At 59.9% G+C, this 18,708-nt stretch carries 19 protein-coding genes; 2 read left to right on the top strand and 17 right to left on the bottom strand.

Features of this window, described 5'->3' with window-relative positions; translation table 11 throughout:
• Positions 1–8: 8 nt before the first annotated feature.
• The 17 genes from RAE04_RS04145 to rho all read right to left on the bottom strand — a co-directional run bounded on the left by RAE04_RS04145 (position 9) and on the right by rho (position 15,387).
• Entirely contained in the window at positions 9–293 is a 285-nt protein-coding gene (locus RAE04_RS04145; RefSeq protein WP_080970426.1) for a hypothetical protein, read from the bottom strand.
• Positions 293–985 (bottom strand): endonuclease NucS, encoded by a 693-nt coding sequence (gene nucS, locus RAE04_RS04140; RefSeq protein ID WP_250410351.1) that lies wholly within the window; start codon positions 983–985, stop codon positions 293–295. The genes RAE04_RS04145 and nucS overlap by 1 nt, the downstream gene beginning before the upstream one ends.
• Positions 986–1,008: 23 nt before the next feature.
• Positions 1,009–1,485, bottom strand: coding sequence for a DUF2550 domain-containing protein (locus RAE04_RS04135; RefSeq protein ID WP_005323376.1), 477 nt, complete (start codon positions 1,483–1,485; stop codon positions 1,009–1,011).
• 185 nt (positions 1,486–1,670) lie between these two features.
• Entirely contained in the window at positions 1,671–2,039 is a 369-nt protein-coding gene (locus RAE04_RS04130) for a F0F1 ATP synthase subunit epsilon (protein ID WP_049378384.1), read from the bottom strand.
• 10 nt (positions 2,040–2,049) lie between these two features.
• Positions 2,050–3,495 (bottom strand): F0F1 ATP synthase subunit beta, encoded by a 1,446-nt coding sequence (atpD, locus tag RAE04_RS04125; RefSeq protein WP_005323378.1) that lies wholly within the window; start codon positions 3,493–3,495, stop codon positions 2,050–2,052.
• A 3-nt stretch (positions 3,496–3,498) separates the two neighbouring features.
• Entirely contained in the window at positions 3,499–4,488 is a 990-nt protein-coding gene (locus tag RAE04_RS04120) for a F0F1 ATP synthase subunit gamma (protein ID WP_317026518.1), read from the bottom strand.
• Positions 4,489–4,538: 50 nt separating this feature from the next.
• A complete protein-coding gene (gene atpA / locus RAE04_RS04115) occupies positions 4,539–6,179 on the bottom strand; it encodes a F0F1 ATP synthase subunit alpha (RefSeq protein ID WP_239205751.1) in 1,641 nt (546 codons plus the stop codon).
• Between the two features lie 60 nt (positions 6,180–6,239).
• A complete protein-coding gene (locus RAE04_RS04110) occupies positions 6,240–7,055 on the bottom strand; it encodes a F0F1 ATP synthase subunit delta (RefSeq protein WP_316127469.1) in 816 nt (271 codons plus the stop codon).
• Positions 7,056–7,061: 6 nt separating this feature from the next.
• On the bottom strand, positions 7,062–7,634 hold the full coding sequence (locus RAE04_RS04105; RefSeq protein WP_049361380.1) for a F0F1 ATP synthase subunit B: 573 nt from the start codon (positions 7,632–7,634) through the stop codon (positions 7,062–7,064).
• A gap of 44 nt (positions 7,635–7,678) precedes the next feature.
• The gene (locus RAE04_RS04100) at positions 7,679–7,921 is read right to left on the bottom strand and encodes an ATP synthase F0 subunit C (protein WP_049361381.1); all 243 of its coding nucleotides are present in this window, start codon (positions 7,919–7,921) and stop codon (positions 7,679–7,681) included.
• A 103-nt stretch (positions 7,922–8,024) separates the two neighbouring features.
• Positions 8,025–8,837, bottom strand: coding sequence for a F0F1 ATP synthase subunit A (atpB, locus tag RAE04_RS04095; RefSeq protein WP_049361382.1), 813 nt, complete (start codon positions 8,835–8,837; stop codon positions 8,025–8,027).
• A gap of 458 nt (positions 8,838–9,295) precedes the next feature.
• Positions 9,296–9,673 carry a hypothetical protein gene (locus RAE04_RS04090; protein ID WP_218840748.1) on the bottom strand — a complete coding sequence of 126 codons (378 nt, stop codon included), beginning with the start codon at positions 9,671–9,673 and terminating at the stop codon, positions 9,296–9,298.
• Between the two features lie 73 nt (positions 9,674–9,746).
• Positions 9,747–10,922, bottom strand: a complete 1,176-nt coding sequence (locus tag RAE04_RS04085; RefSeq protein WP_269953382.1) for an MraY family glycosyltransferase — start codon at positions 10,920–10,922, stop codon at positions 9,747–9,749.
• Between the two features lie 13 nt (positions 10,923–10,935).
• Complete coding sequence (locus RAE04_RS04080; RefSeq protein WP_317026517.1) at positions 10,936–11,604, bottom strand: L-threonylcarbamoyladenylate synthase; 669 nt, start codon at positions 11,602–11,604, stop codon at positions 10,936–10,938.
• A 32-nt stretch (positions 11,605–11,636) separates the two neighbouring features.
• Positions 11,637–12,473, bottom strand: coding sequence for a peptide chain release factor N(5)-glutamine methyltransferase (gene prmC / locus RAE04_RS04075; RefSeq protein ID WP_317026516.1), 837 nt, complete (start codon positions 12,471–12,473; stop codon positions 11,637–11,639).
• A 6-nt stretch (positions 12,474–12,479) separates the two neighbouring features.
• Positions 12,480–13,556: a peptide chain release factor 1 gene (gene prfA, locus RAE04_RS04070; RefSeq protein WP_288211467.1), complete on the bottom strand. Its 1,077-nt coding sequence runs from the start codon at positions 13,554–13,556 to the stop codon at positions 12,480–12,482.
• Positions 13,549–15,387, bottom strand: coding sequence for a transcription termination factor Rho (rho, locus tag RAE04_RS04065; RefSeq protein ID WP_284838936.1), 1,839 nt, complete (start codon positions 15,385–15,387; stop codon positions 13,549–13,551). Before rho ends, prfA begins: the two co-directional genes overlap by 8 nt.
• Before the next feature lie 354 nt (positions 15,388–15,741).
• On the opposite strand from rho, the gene RAE04_RS04060 reads away from it, so the two are divergent.
• Together RAE04_RS04060 and moaA are read left to right on the top strand one after the other, a co-directional pair.
• Entirely contained in the window at positions 15,742–17,523 is a 1,782-nt protein-coding gene (locus RAE04_RS04060; protein WP_269953380.1) for a long-chain fatty-acid--CoA ligase, read from the top strand.
• A gap of 66 nt (positions 17,524–17,589) precedes the next feature.
• Positions 17,590–18,702, top strand: a complete 1,113-nt coding sequence (moaA, locus tag RAE04_RS04055; protein WP_317026515.1) for a GTP 3',8-cyclase MoaA — start codon at positions 17,590–17,592, stop codon at positions 18,700–18,702.
• The last annotated feature ends 6 nt before the right edge of the window (positions 18,703–18,708 follow it).

Here is an 18,708-nt window from a genome sequence, read left to right as displayed (position 1 = left end):
CCGCTAGTCTACCTACGCTCCCAGCAGTGGCGGTGCCAATGCCGGCGATCGTCGCCTTGGCGGCCCACGTCCCGCGGCCAGGCGACGATGTGCGCCACCCCGGGCGGAATGTTTTGGTTACAGCCAGGGCACAAGTAGTACTTCTGAGCGCGAGCAGAACCGATATGCCGCATGACGTAGGGTTCGCCGTGCGTCCAGCTTGGTCCCTCGACCGTTTGCGAGCCCAGGAAGGTTGAGCCGTCCTTAGGTAGGGATCGAACTTCTAAGGGTTTACGCCTATTTCGCCGTGGCATTAGAACAGCCGCAATTCATTAGACTCAAGCCCACGCAGCTCTTGGTAATCCAGTACGACGCACCGAATGCCGCGGTCCTCAGCCAAGGTACGAGCTTGCGGCTTGATTTCCTGGGCCGCAAATACACCGGACACAGGGGCGAGAAGCTCATCGCGGTTAAGCAGCTCTAGATACCGTGTCAACTGTTCTACGCCATCAATGCCACCGCGGCGCTTTACCTCGATGGCGACGTTATTATTGTTCTCATCCTTCGCCATGATGTCCACAGGACCGATGGCTGTAGGATATTCGCGGCGCACCAAGGTGTAGCGCTCGCCCAAGGTATCAATCTGGTCCGCCAAGAGCTCTTGTAGGTGAGCTTCGACGCCATCCTTGACTAGGCCTGGATCCTCGCCCATGTCATAGGAGATTTCTTCATGAATCTCAGCAATGGTGATACGCAACTGCTCGCCCTTGGGGTTTTCCACCAGCCACAAAATTTCGCCGGTGTCTTCCCCGTCGAGGTCTTCAATCGCTGACTCCTTCAGGGTGCACGGGGGTGTCATCCAGTTGAGCGGCTTATAAGCGCGGTCGTCGGCATGCACGGACACGGAACCGTCCGCTTTGACGATGAGCAGGCGGTCTGCCATCGGCAGGTGGGCATCCAACCGGCCCACGTAATCTACTGAGCATCGGGCGATTACTAAACGCATGTTCTCTACCCTAGCGGGTGGAGTTATCGCTTGGATTGACGGGTAGCGCGCTCGCGCAATTCCCGGAAGTCAAAGCGCTGCTGGCGCTTTGATGGAGCGGCTTCTACCCACGCCCCGAAGGCCATGATGCCGTGTGCGTCGGACGCCAGCTCATATTCTTTCCCCTTGGCCCGAAAACGAACGACCTCGGTGGCAGCGGACATAAAAGAAGCCTCGTCATCATCAAGCGGGCGGGTGCTCACTACTTCGATGTCGAGGCGGTTGATGCGCAGATCACAGCGCGGAGAGACAGAACGGAGCTTGAAATACTCCACAAATTCGCCTTCATAGCGCAACGAACCATGGCGCCAGGAAAGGGAATTCTTAGCCGGAACTCGGCGCAGGAGGACTGAAGTACCGCGCGATCGCACAGTGAAAAAGCGAAGCGCAGCCAGAAAAATAACTAGCAGCAGGGCCACTGCAAGGGCCCACAGAAGCACTGCAACCACCGTTGAATTCATGCGCCTTTCACGCCATCCTCGCTCTGTGGAGAAACTGATTCTTTGGATTGTAGCGCCTTGAAGGGCCTACACGCCAATAAGAAAAGGCAAAGAAAAAACGAAGAAGGCGCACCGGCTATAAACCGATGCGCCTTAAGAGAGCAGGAAGGGCGGCTATTGCTGCCCTCTCCTACCAATCCAAGGTATTAAGCCTTGGCGCGGCGAACTGCACGCTGTGCGGCCTCGCCACGGGACTTGGTGAGCTCGTGCTCAGAAGCGACATCCTTCTGAGCCTTCTCCTCATCCACCTCATCGGACCAGATGGCCCAATCAGCGAGGACGGTAATCTTGTCCTGGGTAACGGAGAGGAAACCACCCTGCACGGCGGCGACGCGGCGCTCGCCGTCCACTGGGTGGATGGTCACCACGCCATTATCGATCAGCTGACCGATCATTGGCTCGTGACCGGGAAGCACGCCGATCTCACCCTCGGTGGTCTCAGCCGTGACCATGGAGGCCTGTCCAGACCACAGCAGGCGCTCGACAGAAACCAATTCGGCGGTGATGTCAGCCATGTGCCTCTCCCTACTTCTCGTTCAACTTCTCGTATGCAGCCTTGACGTCGTCCAAGCCACCCAAGCCGTTGAAAGCCTGCTCTGGGTAGTGGTCAAACTCGCCATCGCAGATGCGCTCGAAGGCATCGATGGTCTCAGACAGCGGCACGTAAGAGCCCGGCAGGCCGGTGAACTTCTGTGCGACGAAGAAGTTCTGGCCCAAGAAACGCTCGATACGGCGGGCACGCTGAACGGTGACCTTATCCTCCTCGGACAGCTCGTCCATACCAAGGATGGCGATGATGTCCTGGAGTTCCTTGTTCTTCTGCAGAATACCGATGACGCGCTGTGCAACCTCGTAGTGCTTCTCGCCAACGATGCCCGGCTCGAGGATACGAGAGGTAGAGGTCAGCGGGTTCACTGCTGGGTAAATACCCTTGGAAGCAATAGCACGGTCCAGCTCGGTGGTGGCGTCCAGGTGAGCGAACGTCGTTGCCGGAGCCGGGTCGGTGTAGTCATCGGCAGGAACGTAAACGGCCTGCAGGGACGTAATGGAACGGCCCTTGGTCGAGGTAATGCGCTCCTGCAGAACACCCATCTCATCAGCCAGGGTTGGCTGGTAACCCACGGCGGAAGGCATACGACCCAGCAAGGTCGAAACCTCAGAGCCGGCCTGGGTGAAACGGAAGATGTTGTCGATGAACAGCAGCACGTCCTGGTTCTGCACATCGCGGAAGTACTCCGCCATGGTCAGGCCGGACAGAGCCACGCGCATACGGACTCCTGGCGGCTCATCCATCTGGCCGAAGACAAGTGCGGTATCTTGCAGCACGCCCATCTCTTCCATCTCCAAGAAGAGGTCGGTGCCCTCACGGGTACGCTCGCCGACGCCGGCGAAGACGGAGGTACCGGAGAACTCACGGGCGATACGGGTAATCATCTCCTGAATGAGAACGGTCTTACCCACACCTGCGCCGCCGAAGAGGCCAATCTTGCCACCCTTAACGTACGGGGTCAGCAAGTCAATGACCTTAATGCCGGTCTCCAGAATCTCGGTCTTACCCTCAAGCTGGTCGAACGCTGGCGGCTCGCGGTGGATGCCCCACTGCTCACCATCGCGGCCGAGACCCGGCTCGTCGAGGCAGTCACCGAGGGCGTTGAAGACGTGGCCCTTAACGACGTCGCCGACTGGGACGGAAATTGGTTTTCCGGAGTCGATGACCTCGGCACCGCGGACGAGGCCGTCAGTCGGTGCCATGGACACGGTACGGACAAGGTTGTCACCGAGGTGCTGAGCGACCTCGAGGGTGACGGTCTTTGCAACAGCTTCGAGCTTAATGTCGACGTGCAGTGCGTTGTACAGGGCCGGCAGTGCCTCACGTGGGAATTCCACGTCCACAACCGGACCGATGACGCGCACGACACGACCGGCGACTGCCGAAGACTGTGCATTCTGCTCTTGCAGAGCTGTAGTCATAATCTAGTCACTTTCTGCGCTGTCAGATAGCGCGCCAGCGCCACCGACGATCTCTGAAATTTCCTGGGTAATCTGTGCCTGACGGGCCTGGTTAGCCACGCGAGAGAGGTCCTCGACCATCTCGGTTGCGTTGTCAGTAGCAGACTTCATAGCTGTACGGCGTGCAGCGGACTCGGAAGCAGAAGCTTCCAAGAACATAGCAAACAGGATACGCGAGACGTACTGCGGAAGCAGCGCTTCCATCAGCGTATCTGCGTCTGGCTCAAACTCGAATCCTGCGGCGATATCGTCCGCAGACTCGGAGTCAGTCAGAGCGGATTCACCGAGGTGATACTCCTCATCCTGAATAACCGGCTGAACTGGCAACAGCTGCTGAGCACGCGCAGTCTGGGTCAGCATGGACTCAAACTCGGTATAGACAACGTGTACCTGGTCAAAGCCACGTACACCGGCGCCCTCACCCTGCGCATGCAGGCCGTCGCGGCCCTTGGTAGTGCCATGTGAACCAGCAACAAAGCCATCAATCAAGTGACGGCGCACATCGTGGGTGGTCTCCCAGGTTGGATCCTGAGAGAAACCGCCCCAGCTGCCAACTACCTCGTCCTCGCGGAACTTGTAGTGGCCGATGCCCTTATTACCGGTAACGTAGCGAACTACCTCGTAGCCCTTGCTTTCCAGGAGAGTTTGCAGCTGTGCCGCCTTCTTGAAGACGTTGTTGTTGTAGCCGCCGCACATACCGCGGTCAGAAGTGACCACGAGGATGGCGGCGACGTTTCCGTCTTCACGCTCACGCAGCATGTCATGCTCCAACGTAGAAGCCGCAGCCAGCTTATTCATCATGCTGGTCATCTCAGCCGCGTACGGCTGTGAGGCCTCTACCCTAGCCTGCGCCTTGGTAATGCGCGAGGTAGCAATGAGCTCCTGGGCCTTGGTGATCTTCTTAGTCGAATTGACGGACCGGATGCGGTCACGTAGTTCGCGAAGAGTAGCCATCGTTTCTCCTCCCTTCTTTAATCTAGACGGTTAGTTTTGAGTTCTGAACTCTACTTAGCCGTCTTGCGGGAGACGTTGAGCTCGGTGTTCTTTACGTCGCTTTCATCCAACGGCTCTACCGGCGCCTCGGAGCCTAGGTTGTGGCCCTCGGAGGTGCGGAAGGTTGGCTGGAAGTCCTTAGCTGCCGCAACCAATGCGTCCTTGGACTCATCGGTGAGCGGCTTGCCGCCGGAAATCTGCTCAAAGACCTCTGGGGTATTGGCATTGAGGTACTCGTGCACCTCATCCTCGAAGCGGCGGACGTCTTCAACGGGAACGACGTCGAAGATGCCAGCCTCGGCGAGGTAGATGGACACCATCTGGTACTCCACCGGCTGCGGGGAGGACTCCGACTGCTTCAGCAGCTCGACCAGACGGGAACCGCGCTCCAACTGAGCCTTGGAAGCAGCATCCAGGTCAGATGCGAATGCCGCGAAGGCCTGCAGGTCACGGTAGGAAGCCAGGTCCAGACGCAGGTTACCGGCGACCTTCTTCATGCCCTTGGTCTGTGCAGCGCCACCGACACGGGAGACAGAAACACCGACGTTAATAGCCGGGCGAACGCCCTGGTTGAACAGGTCGGACTCCAAGAAGACCTGGCCGTCAGTAATGGAAATGACGTTGGTCGGAATGAAGGCGCCGACGTCGTTTGCCTTGGTCTCGATGATCGGCAGGGCGGTCATGGAGCCAGCACCCATGTCGTCGGAAAGCTTTGCAGCACGCTCCAGCAGGCGGGAGTGCAGGTAGAACACATCGCCTGGGTATGCTTCGCGTCCCGGCGGACGGCGCAGTAGCAAGGAAATGGCACGGTAGGCCTCAGCCTGCTTGGTCAGATCATCGTAGATAACCAGGACGTGGTTGCCCTGGTACATCCAGTGCTGACCCAGCGCTGCACCGGAGAACGGTGCCAGCCACTTGAAGCCGGCGGAATCGGAAGCCGGTGCGGCCACGATGGTGGTGTAATCCAGTGCGCCGTGCTCCTCAAGGGTGCGGCGCACGCCAGCAATGGTAGAGCCCTTCTGGCCGATGGCGACGTAGATGCAGCGTACCTGCTTGTCCTTGTCGCCGGACTCCCAGTTAGCCTTCTGGTTCAAAATGGTATCGATGCAGACCGCGGTCTTACCGGTCTTACGGTCACCAATGACCAGCTGGCGCTGGCCGCGGCCGATCGGGGTCATTGCGTCGATAGCCTTGATGCCGGTCTGCATTGGCTCTTCAACCGGCTGGCGCTGCAGCACGGATGGTGCCTGCAGCTCGAGGACGCGCTCCTCTTCAGCGTTGATTGGGCCTAGGCCGTCGATCGGCTGACCCAATGGGTTAATTACGCGGCCGAGGAATTCCTCGCCCACTGGGATGGAGAGAACCTCGCCGGTCCTCTTAACCTCGTCGCCCTCCTTGAGGGACTCGAAGTTGCCCAGGACCACGACACCGATCGAGTTAGTGTCAAGGTTCTGTGCGACGCCAATCACGCCGCCTGGGAACTCGAGCAGCTCATTCGCCATAACGGACGGCAGGCCAGAAACCTGCGCAATACCGTCAGCTGCCGAAATGACCACGCCGACCTCCTCACGGGAGGCCTCCGCGGAGTAGCTCGAGGTGTAGTTCGCAATCGCACTACGGATCTCGTCGGAGGAGATCGTCAGCTCCGCCATGTTCTTCCTGCTCTCGGTAGTATCTTCCAGCACTTACTTAAATCGTTTCTGTCGTTTCGGCTACGCCATCTGGGCACGCAGGCGGGCAATCTTGCCTGCCGTGGAGCCATCAATGACTTCATCGCCGACGCGGATGCGCATGCCACCGAGGAGGCTGGTGTCAACCTCAGAGTGAATGGACATCGCACGACCATAAATTTTGCCCAGCTTCTCAGCGAGTACTGCTTGCTGGCCTTCGTTTAGTTCACCCGCTGCGGTAACGCGCGCAATGGTGCGGTCCTGCAGGTCAGCTGCAGAATCAGCCAGTGCGGCTACGTCGTCGATCGGGTTCTGCTCTGGGCGGGAGATGGCCTGAAGCACCAGTGCCTCAGTAAACATCGTGACCTTGCCGTAGAGCACGTTTGCCAGCAATCCGCGCTTGCGGGCGGAATCAGCAGTTCGGTCGGAAAGCAGCTGGGTGAGCTCGCCCTCACGGTCAAGGATCTGGGACAGGCGGAAGAGCTCGTCTTCTACCTGGCCCAGCTGCCCCTGCGCCTCAGCACCGCGCAGCAGTGCGCGGCGGCCCAGGGACACCAAGCCCTTGACAAAGTCCTTCGGGGTGGACCACTGTGCGGCCGCAGCTTCCTGGATAATGCGCAATGCGCCACCGGAAATCTTGGAGCCAAACAGGGTCTCAGCCAGGGACTTGCGTGCCTCGCTCGGGGCGGCGATATCGGTGAATGCGACGCGCAATTCGCGGTCTGCATCCAAGACATCGACAACCTCGAAGATATCCAGGCCCGCCTGCGCGGCGGTCGCGACATTGTTGTCGCCTCCCAGGATCTCATCCAAGCGGGTTTGTGAGGTTGCGAGTGCTTCGCGGCTAGCTGCCTTCATAGTTGCCTACTTTCCGGCCGGTGCCACAGAGTCGAGCTCGGACAAGAAGCCATCAATGGTGGAGGACTTCTTAGAGGCGTCGGAAAGCTCGCCGCCCAGAATCTTCTCCGCCAAGTTGATGGAGTTCTGGCCCATTTCGGAACGCAGCTCAGTAACAACCTGCGAGCGGGAAGCCTCCAGCTGCTTCTCGCCATTGGCGACGATGCGGCGGGACTCTTCTTCCGCGTTGGTCTTAGCCTCGGCCTCAATCTGCTTACCGCGCTCGCGCGCCTGCTCGCGGATCTCGGCTGCCTCTGCACGGGCATCGGCCAGCTGAGCATTGTACTTTTCCAGAGCAGCCTTAGCCTCGGCCTGCTGGGCCTTGGCACGCTTCAAGCCGCCCTCGATCCGGTCTTCACGCTCCTGCAGCATCTGGCTGTACTTCGGAAGAACGAACTTCGCGAAAATCAGCAAGATGATGGCGAACGGAATGATTGACCAGACTAAGTCGTACATCTTGGGCAGGAGGATGGAGTTGCCGCTCTCCAGCGGCAGGTGCTCACTTCCTTCTGCTGCAAGGTAGTAAATGACGTTGTTCATGGGTCTCCGTTCTTAAAGTTCGATTTACTTGTGTAAAGCGTTCTTTAGAACAGGAAGCCTGCAACGAGGCCGATGAGGGCAAGTGCCTCAACGAAGGCGATACCCAGGAACATGGTGGTACGCAGCTGGCCGGCCATCTCAGGCTGGCGTGCCATGCCTTCAACGGTCTTGCCAACGAGGATGCCGATGCCCAGGCCCGGGCCGATGGTGGCCAGGCCGTAGCCGAGGGACTGAAGGCCGTCGAAGGAGGTGGTTGCTGCGTCCTGAGCCAGGATGATCTCGTTCATGTGAAAGTCGTTCCCTTTCAATGTATATCCCGCGGGAGTGTCCTGCGGGGCGGTGTTGGTTTGATTTTGGGGTATTTAGTTAACCGCGAGGTTCGCGTTGTTGTTAGTGCGAATCTGCATGCAACGACAATTCGATGTATACCGCCGTCAGCAGGGCAAAGATGTATGCCTGCAGGAAGATGACGATAAGCTCGTAAAGCGTGAACAGAACCGCTGCGACCAGGGTCAAGCCACCCACTGCGGTCCAGGCGTTGAACTGGAAGAAGAAGAAGTTCGTAGCCGAGTACAACAGGACCAAAATGAGGTGGCCAGCCAGGAAGTTCGCCATAAGACGAAGAGCCAGGGTGACTGGGCGCATAACAAACGTAGAGAATGCCTCAATCGGCACGACAAGAATGTGCAAGGCCGGCGGCAGGTTAGGAATAACCACCGAGGACTTGATGAACTTGCCAAAGCCATAGCGCTTAGCGCCGGCGTAAATCATGGCGATATACGCAACAGCTGCCAAGACGATTGGCATACCGATACGGGCGTTCGGAGAAATGTTCAGACCCGGCACAATAGTTGTGAGGTTCCAGAACAAAACTGCAAAGAAGATAGAGGCCAAAAGTGGAAGGAAGCGACGTCCTTCCTTCTTGCCCAAGATGTCTTCTGCGATCTGAACTCGCACGAAGTCAATCGCATGCTCGCCTACGTTTTGAATTCCTTTAGGAACCAGCTTGGGGTTCCTGAAGGCGACAACAAATAGGAGCACCAGCACGGCCGCCATCAGAAGGCGAACGAGCATGATGCGATCCAAAGCGAACCAACCGTTGGCAAAATCGCTCAACCAGAGGTCAACGACTCCGCCATCATCGGTTACGTGCCCCGGGAAAAATTCTGGGTCCAGTTCGGGTGCGTGGAAGCTACCCTTCATGGCCAATGTTGTAACGCTCAGCGTTCTCTCCCGTGTTCGGGCCACACAGCTTGTCGAAGGCCGTGTGGTGCGATGGACGTCTCAAACTCTCTGCCTCACACACGGACTCCGTCGCACATCAGCGTGCATAAGACAGGGATTCACCGCTGCGAAAGCCAGCTTTTGCGCTAGCCCGCGGTAACCCGAAGAAAAGCGTATCAGTTAGATCGCGAGTTTTCGCACGTGGGGGGCCACTAACGGCCCTAGTTTCGCCACTGCAGGCTCAATTCCGCCACAAATTCACAACAAAAAGGCCACATTCTGCCGAAATCCTGCTACGTGGAGTTCATCACACTTGCCTATTTCCCCACCTTGACGGGGGTAACCCCAACAGAAACGATTGCATGAACACAGAGCAAAAGGGCCCACCACCTTTCCTTCCAGAAAAGCGGTGGGCCCATACAAAGGCCACTTCCCGGCTACGAGACGTACGTGACCCGCGAGGTGACGACGGCCCACACCTCCGTGCCCAAAGTGGCAAAAAGCGCCAGCATCACGGTCACGAACAGCGCCACAGTGTCATAGAAATCCATATCCCGGATTACGAGAAGCACCATGACCAAGACGATGACCTTGAGCAGCCAACCGCCCAGCACCACGGCCATGGTGTTGGCAGGAGTGGTATTGGCAGTCAGCAAGACCGACAAGGCGGTAAATAAGACGAAGCCGCCACCGATAGCGGCACCGACCAGGACTCCCCAAATACCGGGAAGACCACTGATACCGCCCCAGACGGCTAGGGAGACCACCGTGATAACCAGCAGGGCAAGACCACCCAGCTTGACCGCCCTTTGCATAGGACGGCGGTGGTCATCAAATTCCGAGGGTTGCGTAGTCGCTTGTGCTTCACTCACGGCTACACACCCTACCTCACGTGGGCTCGGATTCCTTCACCACGACAGTCTCCCGCACAGCGGGGCCAATCTTTCCTTGCCGCAAAGGTACCAGGGTCGCCGCAAACGCAAGGACCAAGGCAACGATGGTGACGCCGATGGCCACCGGCGCGGGCACGATGGAAAAGGACACCGCGCCGAAGGCCACGGCGGAGACCCACAGGTAAAGGACCAGCACAGTCCGGCGGTGGGTATGGCCGAGCGAGAGTAGGCGGTGATGGATGTGCGCCTTATCTGCAGCAAACGGCGAGCGCCCTTGAGACAGGCGGCGAATCACAGCCCAGACAAGGTCCAGGACTGGAATAAACACCGCTGCGACCACCACAATGATGGGCGACATCAAGGCGACAATGTCCACCGTGCCATAAAGCGACATGTTGATCTTGCCAGACGCGGAAGTCGAGGCCGCAGCGAGCAAGAGTCCAATAAGCATCGAGCCAGAATCGCCCATGAAGATGCGAGACGGTTCGAAGTTATGCGGCAAGAATCCAGCGCACATTCCCACCAGGGCAGCGCTGATGATGGCCGGTGGGTAGGCCGAGACTGCACCGCCTTGGTCGTGGAGAACCGTCAAAGAAAACACCAGAATTGCCCCGCCCGCAATCATGCCAAGGCCTGCCGCTAGGCCATCGAGGCCGTCAACAAAGTTAATGGCATTGATGAGCAGAACGGTAAAAAATGCGGTAAGCAGGGTGCTTTGCAATTGGTCGAGGACTACCGTGGTACCGCCGCCAAAAGGGATGAAAAGCAGCGTCCAGGTAAGGCCCAGCCCGCTCATCAAGGTGGCCGCAAAGAGCTGGCCAAAAAGCTTCACTATGGCACTCAGTTCCACCAAGTCATCAACCACTCCGACAAGCACGAGCGCCAGGGCCGCCCACAGCACCGCATTCATCTCCGGAGTAACGGGCATAAAGCCCCGAGTCAAGGCTGGAAGCTGGGCTGCGAGGAATATCGCCGCCACGAAGCCGGTAAACATGGCCACCCCACCCATGCGCGGGGTGGGCTGTGTGTGGGCGTCGCGCAGCCGAATCTCCGCCACGCGGCCGGTGCGCACCAAAAAGGAGCGCACCACACCGGTGGTGAGATACGTAAATGCTGCTGCGACGAGGATGACGAGGGCCAGCTCGCGCAGCGGGACACCACTGCCGCTCACGCGAATTCCCCCCTTAAGCCTGTGGGCGGGTACGCAGGGCCTGCGCGTCGACGCCGATAACCTCGCCGATTTCCTCGGCCGAGAGCGCTCCTTCGCGTAGCAGGTACGGGCGCTCACCAGAGAGATCAATGATGGTCGACGGCTTGCCAACGGCCGTCTCTCCCCCATCCAGGTAAACCGTCACGGCTTTACCAAGCTGCTGCTTGGCCATAAGCGCCGTGGTCGGCGGCTGGTGACCAGAGATATTGGCAGAGGAGACAGCCATGGGGCCAACCTCGCGCAGCAACTCGATGGCAATGGGGTGCAACGGCATGCGCAGCATCACGGTGCCGCGGGTATCGCCGAGGTTCCACGGCAGCGACGGCGCTTGCGGAACGACGATGGACAGACCACCGGGCCAGAAGGCCTCCACCAAGTCACGCGCGGTATCGGTATAGGAAGCAACCAGACCGCGAACGGTATCCCAGGAACCCACCAATACCGGCACCGGCATATCTGGGCCGCGTTGCTTGGTGGCCAAGAGGTTGGCTACGGCATCGTTATCAAAGGCATCGCAGCCGAGGCCATAGAGCGTATCGGTGGGCATGACCACAAGGCGACCGGATTGCGCAGCCTTGACCGCAATGTTCATGCCCTCTTCGCGCTCGGCATCATCGGCGCAGTTAAAAATCTTTCCTTGCATAATCTTTTCCCCTTCTTGCCCTCAATGGTGTCCTAGTCTACCCCGCGCACCGCAGTGACAAAGCGGGGCGTTCCTGTCAGGTCTTGCAGCGCGGCGATCTGTTCAAAGCCGCCGTGTCGGGCCAATGCGGCTTGTACGACCTCGCTCGTGGAATCGTCGTGTTCGATAGCTAGCTTGCCGCCCGGGCGCACAAGGCGCGCAATGGTCGGGATAAGGCCGGTAATGACCCCCATCCCATCCGCTCCGGCAAAAACCGCGTTATGCGGGTCGTGATATACCTCGGGTTCAAGATCCGGGGTCTCCGGCACGTAGGGCGGGTTGGTCACGAGGAGGTCTACGGTCCCATTCCAGTCCGCCAAGGTGTCGCCGGCAGTGGCGTCGGCCTGGATAGCCTCTACCCCGGTGTTATGGGTATTGGCTTGAGTGTAGGCCAAGGCGGCGTCGGCAAGCTCCACTGCCTTCACCTGCGCGTCAGGCAGATAGTGGTGGAGGTAGAGCGCCAACGCGCCCGTGCCGGTGCACAAATCAACGAGCCGCGGGCCTTCGGCATTGCGCACCGCCCAGTCCGCCATAACCTCGGTTTCCGGCCGCGGGATAAACACGCCCGGGCCCACCTTGAGCTCCAGCGGTCCGAACCAGGCGCTGCCTAGTACGTACTGCAAAGGCTCGCGGGCCTCCCGGCGGCGCAGCAGTGCATCAAAGGCCACGTCGAAGCCGGGCATAGGAGACTGATCGAGCGGGATATCCATGTGGCCGCAGTGGATTAGGTGCGCGGCCATGATGCGTGCATCCCATTCAGGGCTGGCCACCCCGGCAGCACGAAGGCGCTGCACCCCGCGGCGCAGCGCCCGTCCATACGTGTTATCCACGCTGGTTTACCCTTCGGCCTCGAGGCGCTCGGCACGCTCTTGGTCCTGCAGAGCCTTAATAAGGTCATTCATGTCACCGTTCAACACGGAGTCCAAGTTATTGGCCTTGTAACCAATGCGGTGATCCGTGATGCGGTTTTCCGGCCAATTATAGGTGCGGATGCGCTCGGAGCGGTCCATGGTGCGCACCTGAGAGGCGCGCTGCTCGCCGGCCTCAGCCTCGCGCGCCTCGCGCTCCATTTGATCCAGACGGGCCTGCAGAACCTGCAGCGCACGCGCCTTATTCTGAATCTGGGAACGCTCCTTCTGGCAGGTCACGATAAGCCCAGTGGGCAGGTGGGTAATACGCACCGCGGAGTCGGTGGTGTTCACGCCCTGACCGCCCTTACCGGAAGAACGGTAGACGTCGACGCGAATATCCTTGTCATCGATATTGACGGACTCGACCTCTTCCGGCTCCGGGTAGACCAGCACGCCGGCGGCAGAGGTCTGAATGCGACCCTGGGACTCGGTAACCGGAACACGCTGCACGCGGTGCACGCCGCCCTCAAACTTGAATACGGACCATGCACCATCGCGCGACGGGGACTTGGAGCGGAAGGAAATGGTCATATCCTTCACACCGCCCAAATCGGACTCATTGAGGCCCAAGACCTCCCAATTAAAGCCCGTCTTGTCCGCATAACGCTCGTACATGCGGGCCAAGTCGCCGGCAAAGAGGGCCGCTTCTTCGCCGCCCGCGCCGGCCTTGATTTCCATAATGATGTCCTCGGAATCCTGCTCATCGCGCGGCGCGAGCAGGTCAGCGAGCTTTTCTTCCAAGCTCTCCACGGACTTTGCTAGGCGGTCCGCTTCCTCCTGGAAGTCATGGTCCTCATAGGCCATCTCCTTGGCATCAGCGAGATCCTCGCGCGCCTGGCTAAGCTCATCATTGACCATAATGATGGGGCGCAGCTCCGCGTAGCGCTTGGAGAGCTTGCGGAATTGCTTCTGGTCGCCGGCTACTTCCGGATCGGCCATCTGCATCTCAATGCCCTGGTACTCGGACACGATGTCATCAACGAGCGAAACCTGATTAGACATAATCTTCTTCATCCTTATCCGCAGCCATCGGGGCCGAGGAGGCCACCTGCATCAAGAACTCGCCATTGGAGCGGGTCTTCTTCAGCTGCTTAATGAGCAGGTCAATGGCCTGGTGGGAGTCCAGGGCGGAGAGGATGCGACGCAGCTTGGTCATGATGCGTGCTTCCTCTGGAACGAGCAACAGCTCGTCCTTACGAGTACCGGACGGGTTGACGTCCACCGCCGGGAAGACGCGACGCTCAGAGATGCCACGGTCCAGCTTCAGTTCGGCGTTGCCCGTGCCCTTGAATTCCTCGAAGATGACGGTATCGCCGGTAGAGCCGGTCTCCACCATGGCGGTGGCGATAATCGTCAGCGAACCACCCTCTTCGATATTGCGGGCGGCACCCAGGAAACGCTTTGGCGGGTAGAGCGCATTGGAGTCCACACCGCCGGAGAGAATGCGGCCAGAAGCCGGGGAGGAATTGTTATAAGCACGGCCGAGGCGGGTAATGGAATCCAGCAGGACCACGACGTCCTTGCCCTGCTCCACCAGGCGCTTGGCGCGCTCGATAGCCAGCTCCGCCACGGAGGTGTGCTCTGATGGCGGACGGTCAAAGGTGGAGGCAATTACCTCACCGTTGACGGAGCGTTGCATGTCCGTAACTTCCTCAGGGCGCTCGTCTACGAGGACGACCATGAGGTAGCACTCCGGGTTATTGGTAGAAATCGCGTTGGCGATATTCTGCAGAATCGTCGTCTTGCCGGCCTTTGGCGGGGAGACGATAAGCGCGCGCTGGCCCTTACCAATCGGCATGATGAGGTCAATGACGCGGGTGGTGAGGATCTTCGGATCCGTTTCCAAACGCAGGCGCTTATTCGGGTACAGCGGGGTCAGCTTATTAAAGTGCGGGCGTTGCTTTGCGCCTTCCGGATCAATGCCGTTGACGGTATCGACCTGCACCAGCTGATTGTACTTGCGGCGGTTGCGGCCATTGCCGTGCGTATGCGTCGGGCCGGAAACCTTGACCTGACCGGTAATGGCGTCACCAGAGCGCAGACCTAGGCGGCGGACGATGCCGTTGTTGACAAAGACGTCGGAAGCCGCGGCGCGGTAGCCCGTGGTGCGCAGGAAAGCGACATTATTGTCTACGACGTCCAAGATGCCGCCGACAGCCTGCAGCTCATCGCCCTCGCGGACCTGCAAATCATTGCCGCCATTATTGTCATTGTTATTTCCGCGGCCGCGGCGGTTGCGGCGATTGCGGCGCCCACGGCGGTTGCCGCGCTCGTGGTTATTGTTGTCCTCGTGGCGGTTGCCGCGCTGCTTATTATCGCCGCGGTCATTCTTCTCGCCCTGATTATCGGAGCCATCCTGGGAGCTATTGTCGCGGTTGTCCTTAGCGCCGCCCTGCTCCTCGTTGCGGTTGCGCTCCTCGCGCTCTTGCCGTTCTTGGCGCTCCTGACGCTCTTGGCGGCGGGCGCGGTTGCGGCGAGCGCGGCGGGCCTGGGAGCGCGATTCATAGCGCTGCTCCTCGCCAGAGCTCTGCTGGCGGTTATCCTGCTTCTCGCCGGATTCTTCCTGCTTTTCCGCCTTCAGCGGCGCATCTTCCTGCGCCTTTTTGCGCGGCTTATCTGCTTTCTCAGGCTTCTCCGCCTTTTCTACCTGAACGGCCTTTTCCACCTTGGCCTTGGCCTTAGGCGGAACCTGTCCGGTCTTGATGGCGGTGATGAGATCCCCCTTGCGCAGGGCAGAGACACCACGTAGGCCGCGCTCTGCGGCCATTTTGCGCAATTCCGGCAGCTTCAGGGATGCAAGATCCTGTGCTGCAGTGTTGTCCGTTTCGCTCACGGATATCCTTTCGTTGCTTGACCAGGTCCGATTATGCGGGAGCCGCCGCAGCCTATGCTCGCGGCGTTGCACTGGAAGCCAATGTGTATTTTTCTAGGACTTCTCGCCCTCGTGCCAAGGCGCATGCGCGTCCTGCCGGGCAATAAGTATGAGGCCTCTTCCGTGTCCTTGTGGAGACTTCGCACAGCGAGTGCACGAACCGGAAGAAATCAAGAAACGACTGCGGGCAAAAATACTTCTCTGGGCCCGAATGCATAGGAAAGGGGAGCTAAAATATCCGGTTTCCTACCAGTCGCGAACAAGTATAACGCATAGGGAGCAACGCCCGCACCATGACACCGCTACAGTAGAGGCATGCTTTCCACGATGATGGATATCCCCCTCTCCCTGACCCGCATTTTGGAATACGGTGCCTCGGTACACGGGGACACCACGGTTACCACCTGGCACGGTGAGGGCACTGGCTCAGAATTCGATCCGGCCGAGGAAGTTACCTTCCGCGATATCGCTGCCCGCGCCGCCGCGTTCGCCCACGCCATTCACGATGAATTGGGTATCACCAGCGATGAGCGCGTGGGCAGCTTTATGTGGAATTGCGCCGAGCACTTGGAGGTAATGTTCGGCACCGCCTGCAAGGGCGCGATTTTTGCCCCGCTGAATAAGCAGCTGATGAATGACCAGATCCGCCACATTATTAACCATGCGGAAATCTCCGCCATCGTGTGCGATCCCCGCTTGGCGCAGCAGCTAGGCAAGGTGCTCGTGGGCACCGACTCCGTGGGAAGCGTCATCATCACCGGCGCCCAACCAGCGCAGCAGTTTGCTCACCTTTTCCCCCGCGGGGTTGAGGTGTATTCCTATGAGGCTCTTATCGACGGCCGCTCTACCGTCTATGACTGGCCCGAACTAGATGAGCGCACGGCCGCGGCGCTGTGCTATTCCACGGGCACAACGGGCGCACCCAAGGGAGTGCTGTATTCACACCGGTCTCTCTATTTGGAGGCCATGCAGCTGCGTTCCTCAGACTCGCTGTGCATTACCCACGGCGAGACCTTCCTGTGCTGCATTCCTATCTGCCACGTGCTCAGCTGGGGCGTTCCCTTCACCTGTTTCATGACGGGCACCCCGCTGGTGCTTCCCGACGCCGACGTGTCCGCCCCCACCCTAGCCAAAGCCATCGCCGCTACCTCTCCGCGCGTGGCACACGGCGTGCCTACCATCTGGATTCAGCTCTTTGTCCACTACATGCATCACCCTCCAGAGCGCATGACGCTCACCGAGATCTACGCCGGCGGCTCCCCCGTCCCGCCGACGCTGATCAAGATGTGGGAGGAGCGCTACGGCGTCGATGTGGTCCACGTGTGGGGCATGGTGGAAACCTCCACCGTGGGCAGCGTTGCCCGCCCGCCCCAGGGCGCCTCCGGCGATACCCGCTGGGCCTACCGCGTATCCCAAGGCCGCATCCCCGCCTCACTGGAATACCGCGTGGTCAACGACGGGCAAGTCGTCGCTCGCACCGACCGCAATGCCGGCGAGCTGCAGGTGCGCGGCAACCTGGTCACCGGTTCCTACTACCACTCGCCCACCGCTGAGCCGGGCGAAATCGCCTCCGAATTCCGCGGCAAGCAAGTCGAGGCCGCGGAGGATAAGTTCACCGCCGATGGCTGGCTGCGCACTGGCGACGTCGGCTCTGTTACCAAGGACGGCTTCCTTACCGTGGAGGACCGCGCCCGCGATGTCATTCGCTCCGGCGGCGAATGGATCTATTCCGTGCAGCTAGAAAACCTCATCATGTCCGACGAGCTTGTCGTCGAGGCCGCCGTCATCGGCTACCCCGATAAGCAATGGGTCGAGCGCCCACTCGCCGTCACAGTATTGGCCGAGGGCGCCTCGCCCACTATCGAGACTGCGGAGCGCCTGCGCGCCAGCATGCGCAAGGAACTGCCGAGCTGGATGCTGCCGGAGTATTGGACCTTTGTGAAGTCCATCGATAAGACATCCGTGGGCAAATTCGATAAGAAAGATTTGCGCGCCCACCTGGCAGAGGGCGAGTACAACATCATCCGGCTCAAGGGCCCGGGTGAATCCCAGCGGCTCGACGTCACCGGCGCCGCCGATTTAAGCCGGGAAAACTAGGAATAAATTCGCGTCAGTCGCCGTTGCAGCTTGGTGTACCTCGTCCCCTCTCTTAGACTGGCACCAATGACCTCTTCCTCCCAGCAGCCCGTGGTTTCCTTGCCCCTGCCTACCGTAGGCCGAGCGAAACCGCCGGCGGATCTACCTGCACCGGCCGCTGATGGCACGCGCGCACTGCTGGATCGCTATGGACGCCAAGCCCGTGACCTGCGCGTCTCCCTCACGGATCGCTGCAACCTGCGTTGCACCTATTGCATGCCGGCCGAAGGTTTGGAGTGGATGCCCACAGAGCAAACCTTGAGCGATGAGGAAACCATCCGGCTGATCCGCATAGGCGTCGGCAAGCTGGGCATCCGCCAAGTGCGCTTTACCGGCGGCGAGCCCCTGCTACGCAAGTCGCTGGAGAAGATTATTACCGCGACCAAGGAGCTGCGCACCGACCAGGGTCGCGCCCCGTCCACCGCGCTGACCACCAACGGGCTTGGCCTAGAAAAGCGCACCGGCGCCCTCGCCGCGGCCGGGCTCGACCGCATCAATATCTCGCTCGACACCATCGACCGCGAGCGCTACGCCGCGCTCACCCGCCGCGACCGGCTCGACCATGTGTTGCAGGCCATCGCCGCCGCGGATGCCGCGGGCCTGCACCCCATCAAGATCAACGCCGTGGTCATGCCCGGGGTCAACGAAGAAGACATCGTTCCGCTGGCGGACTATGCCGTCCACCACGGCGCCCAGCTTCGCTTCATCGAGCAGATGCCGCTCGGGCCCCGCGAGCAGTGGCGCCGCGAGGACATGGTCACGGCCGAAGATATCCTCGCCCGACTGCGCACCCACTTTTCCATGACGCCGGCACGCGAACCACGCGGTTCCGCCCCCGCCGCCCTGTGGGAAGTCAGCGCTCCGGATGGCACGCACGGCACGCTGGGTATCATTGCCTCGGTCACCCACCCCTTCTGCGGCGATTGCGACCGCACCCGCCTTACTACCGACGGCGCCATTCGCAATTGCCTCTTTGGCAATTCCGAAACCCCGCTGCGAGACCTGCTGCGCTCCGGCGCGAGCGATGCAGAGATCATGGAGGCTTGGGCCGGGGAAATGTGGACCAAAAAACCCGGTCACGGCATTGATGACGAGGGCTTTCTCCAACCAGACCGTCCGATGTCCGCCATTGGCGGCTAACCTGAG

Origin of the sequence: Corynebacterium sp. CTNIH16, from assembly GCF_032821655.1 — a bacterium.
Classification (GTDB): domain Bacteria; phylum Actinomycetota; class Actinomycetes; order Mycobacteriales; family Mycobacteriaceae; genus Corynebacterium; species Corynebacterium marquesiae.
This window is presented reverse-complemented; position numbering and strand designations above follow the sequence as displayed.

What these genes read in the sequence shown, in the direction of transcription:
- RAE04_RS04145 (WP_080970426.1), bottom strand. Translation starts at nt 293, where the DNA reads ATGCCACGGCGAAATAGGCGTAAACCCTTAGAAGTTCGATCCCTACCT.
- nucS (WP_250410351.1), bottom strand. Translation starts at nt 985, where the DNA reads ATGCGTTTAGTAATCGCCCGATGCTCAGTAGATTACGTGGGCCGGTTG.
- RAE04_RS04135 (WP_005323376.1), bottom strand. Translation starts at nt 1,485, where the DNA reads ATGAATTCAACGGTGGTTGCAGTGCTTCTGTGGGCCCTTGCAGTGGCC.
- RAE04_RS04130 (WP_049378384.1), bottom strand. Translation starts at nt 2,039, where the DNA reads ATGGCTGACATCACCGCCGAATTGGTTTCTGTCGAGCGCCTGCTGTGG.
- atpD (WP_005323378.1), bottom strand. Translation starts at nt 3,495, where the DNA reads ATGACTACAGCTCTGCAAGAGCAGAATGCACAGTCTTCGGCAGTCGCC.
- RAE04_RS04120 (WP_317026518.1), bottom strand. Translation starts at nt 4,488, where the DNA reads ATGGCTACTCTTCGCGAACTACGTGACCGCATCCGGTCCGTCAATTCG.
- atpA (WP_239205751.1), bottom strand. Translation starts at nt 6,179, where the DNA reads ATGGCGGAGCTGACGATCTCCTCCGACGAGATCCGTAGTGCGATTGCG.
- RAE04_RS04110 (WP_316127469.1), bottom strand. Translation starts at nt 7,055, where the DNA reads ATGAAGGCAGCTAGCCGCGAAGCACTCGCAACCTCACAAACCCGCTTG.
- RAE04_RS04105 (WP_049361380.1), bottom strand. Translation starts at nt 7,634, where the DNA reads ATGAACAACGTCATTTACTACCTTGCAGCAGAAGGAAGTGAGCACCTG.
- RAE04_RS04100 (WP_049361381.1), bottom strand. Translation starts at nt 7,921, where the DNA reads ATGAACGAGATCATCCTGGCTCAGGACGCAGCAACCACCTCCTTCGAC.
- atpB (WP_049361382.1), bottom strand. Translation starts at nt 8,837, where the DNA reads ATGAAGGGTAGCTTCCACGCACCCGAACTGGACCCAGAATTTTTCCCG.
- RAE04_RS04090 (WP_218840748.1), bottom strand. Translation starts at nt 9,673, where the DNA reads ATGCAAAGGGCGGTCAAGCTGGGTGGTCTTGCCCTGCTGGTTATCACG.
- RAE04_RS04080 (WP_317026517.1), bottom strand. Translation starts at nt 11,604, where the DNA reads ATGCAAGGAAAGATTTTTAACTGCGCCGATGATGCCGAGCGCGAAGAG.
- prfA (WP_288211467.1), bottom strand. Translation starts at nt 13,556, where the DNA reads ATGTCTAATCAGGTTTCGCTCGTTGATGACATCGTGTCCGAGTACCAG.
- RAE04_RS04060 (WP_269953380.1), top strand. Translation starts at nt 15,742, where the DNA reads ATGCTTTCCACGATGATGGATATCCCCCTCTCCCTGACCCGCATTTTG.
- moaA (WP_317026515.1), top strand. Translation starts at nt 17,590, where the DNA reads ATGACCTCTTCCTCCCAGCAGCCCGTGGTTTCCTTGCCCCTGCCTACC.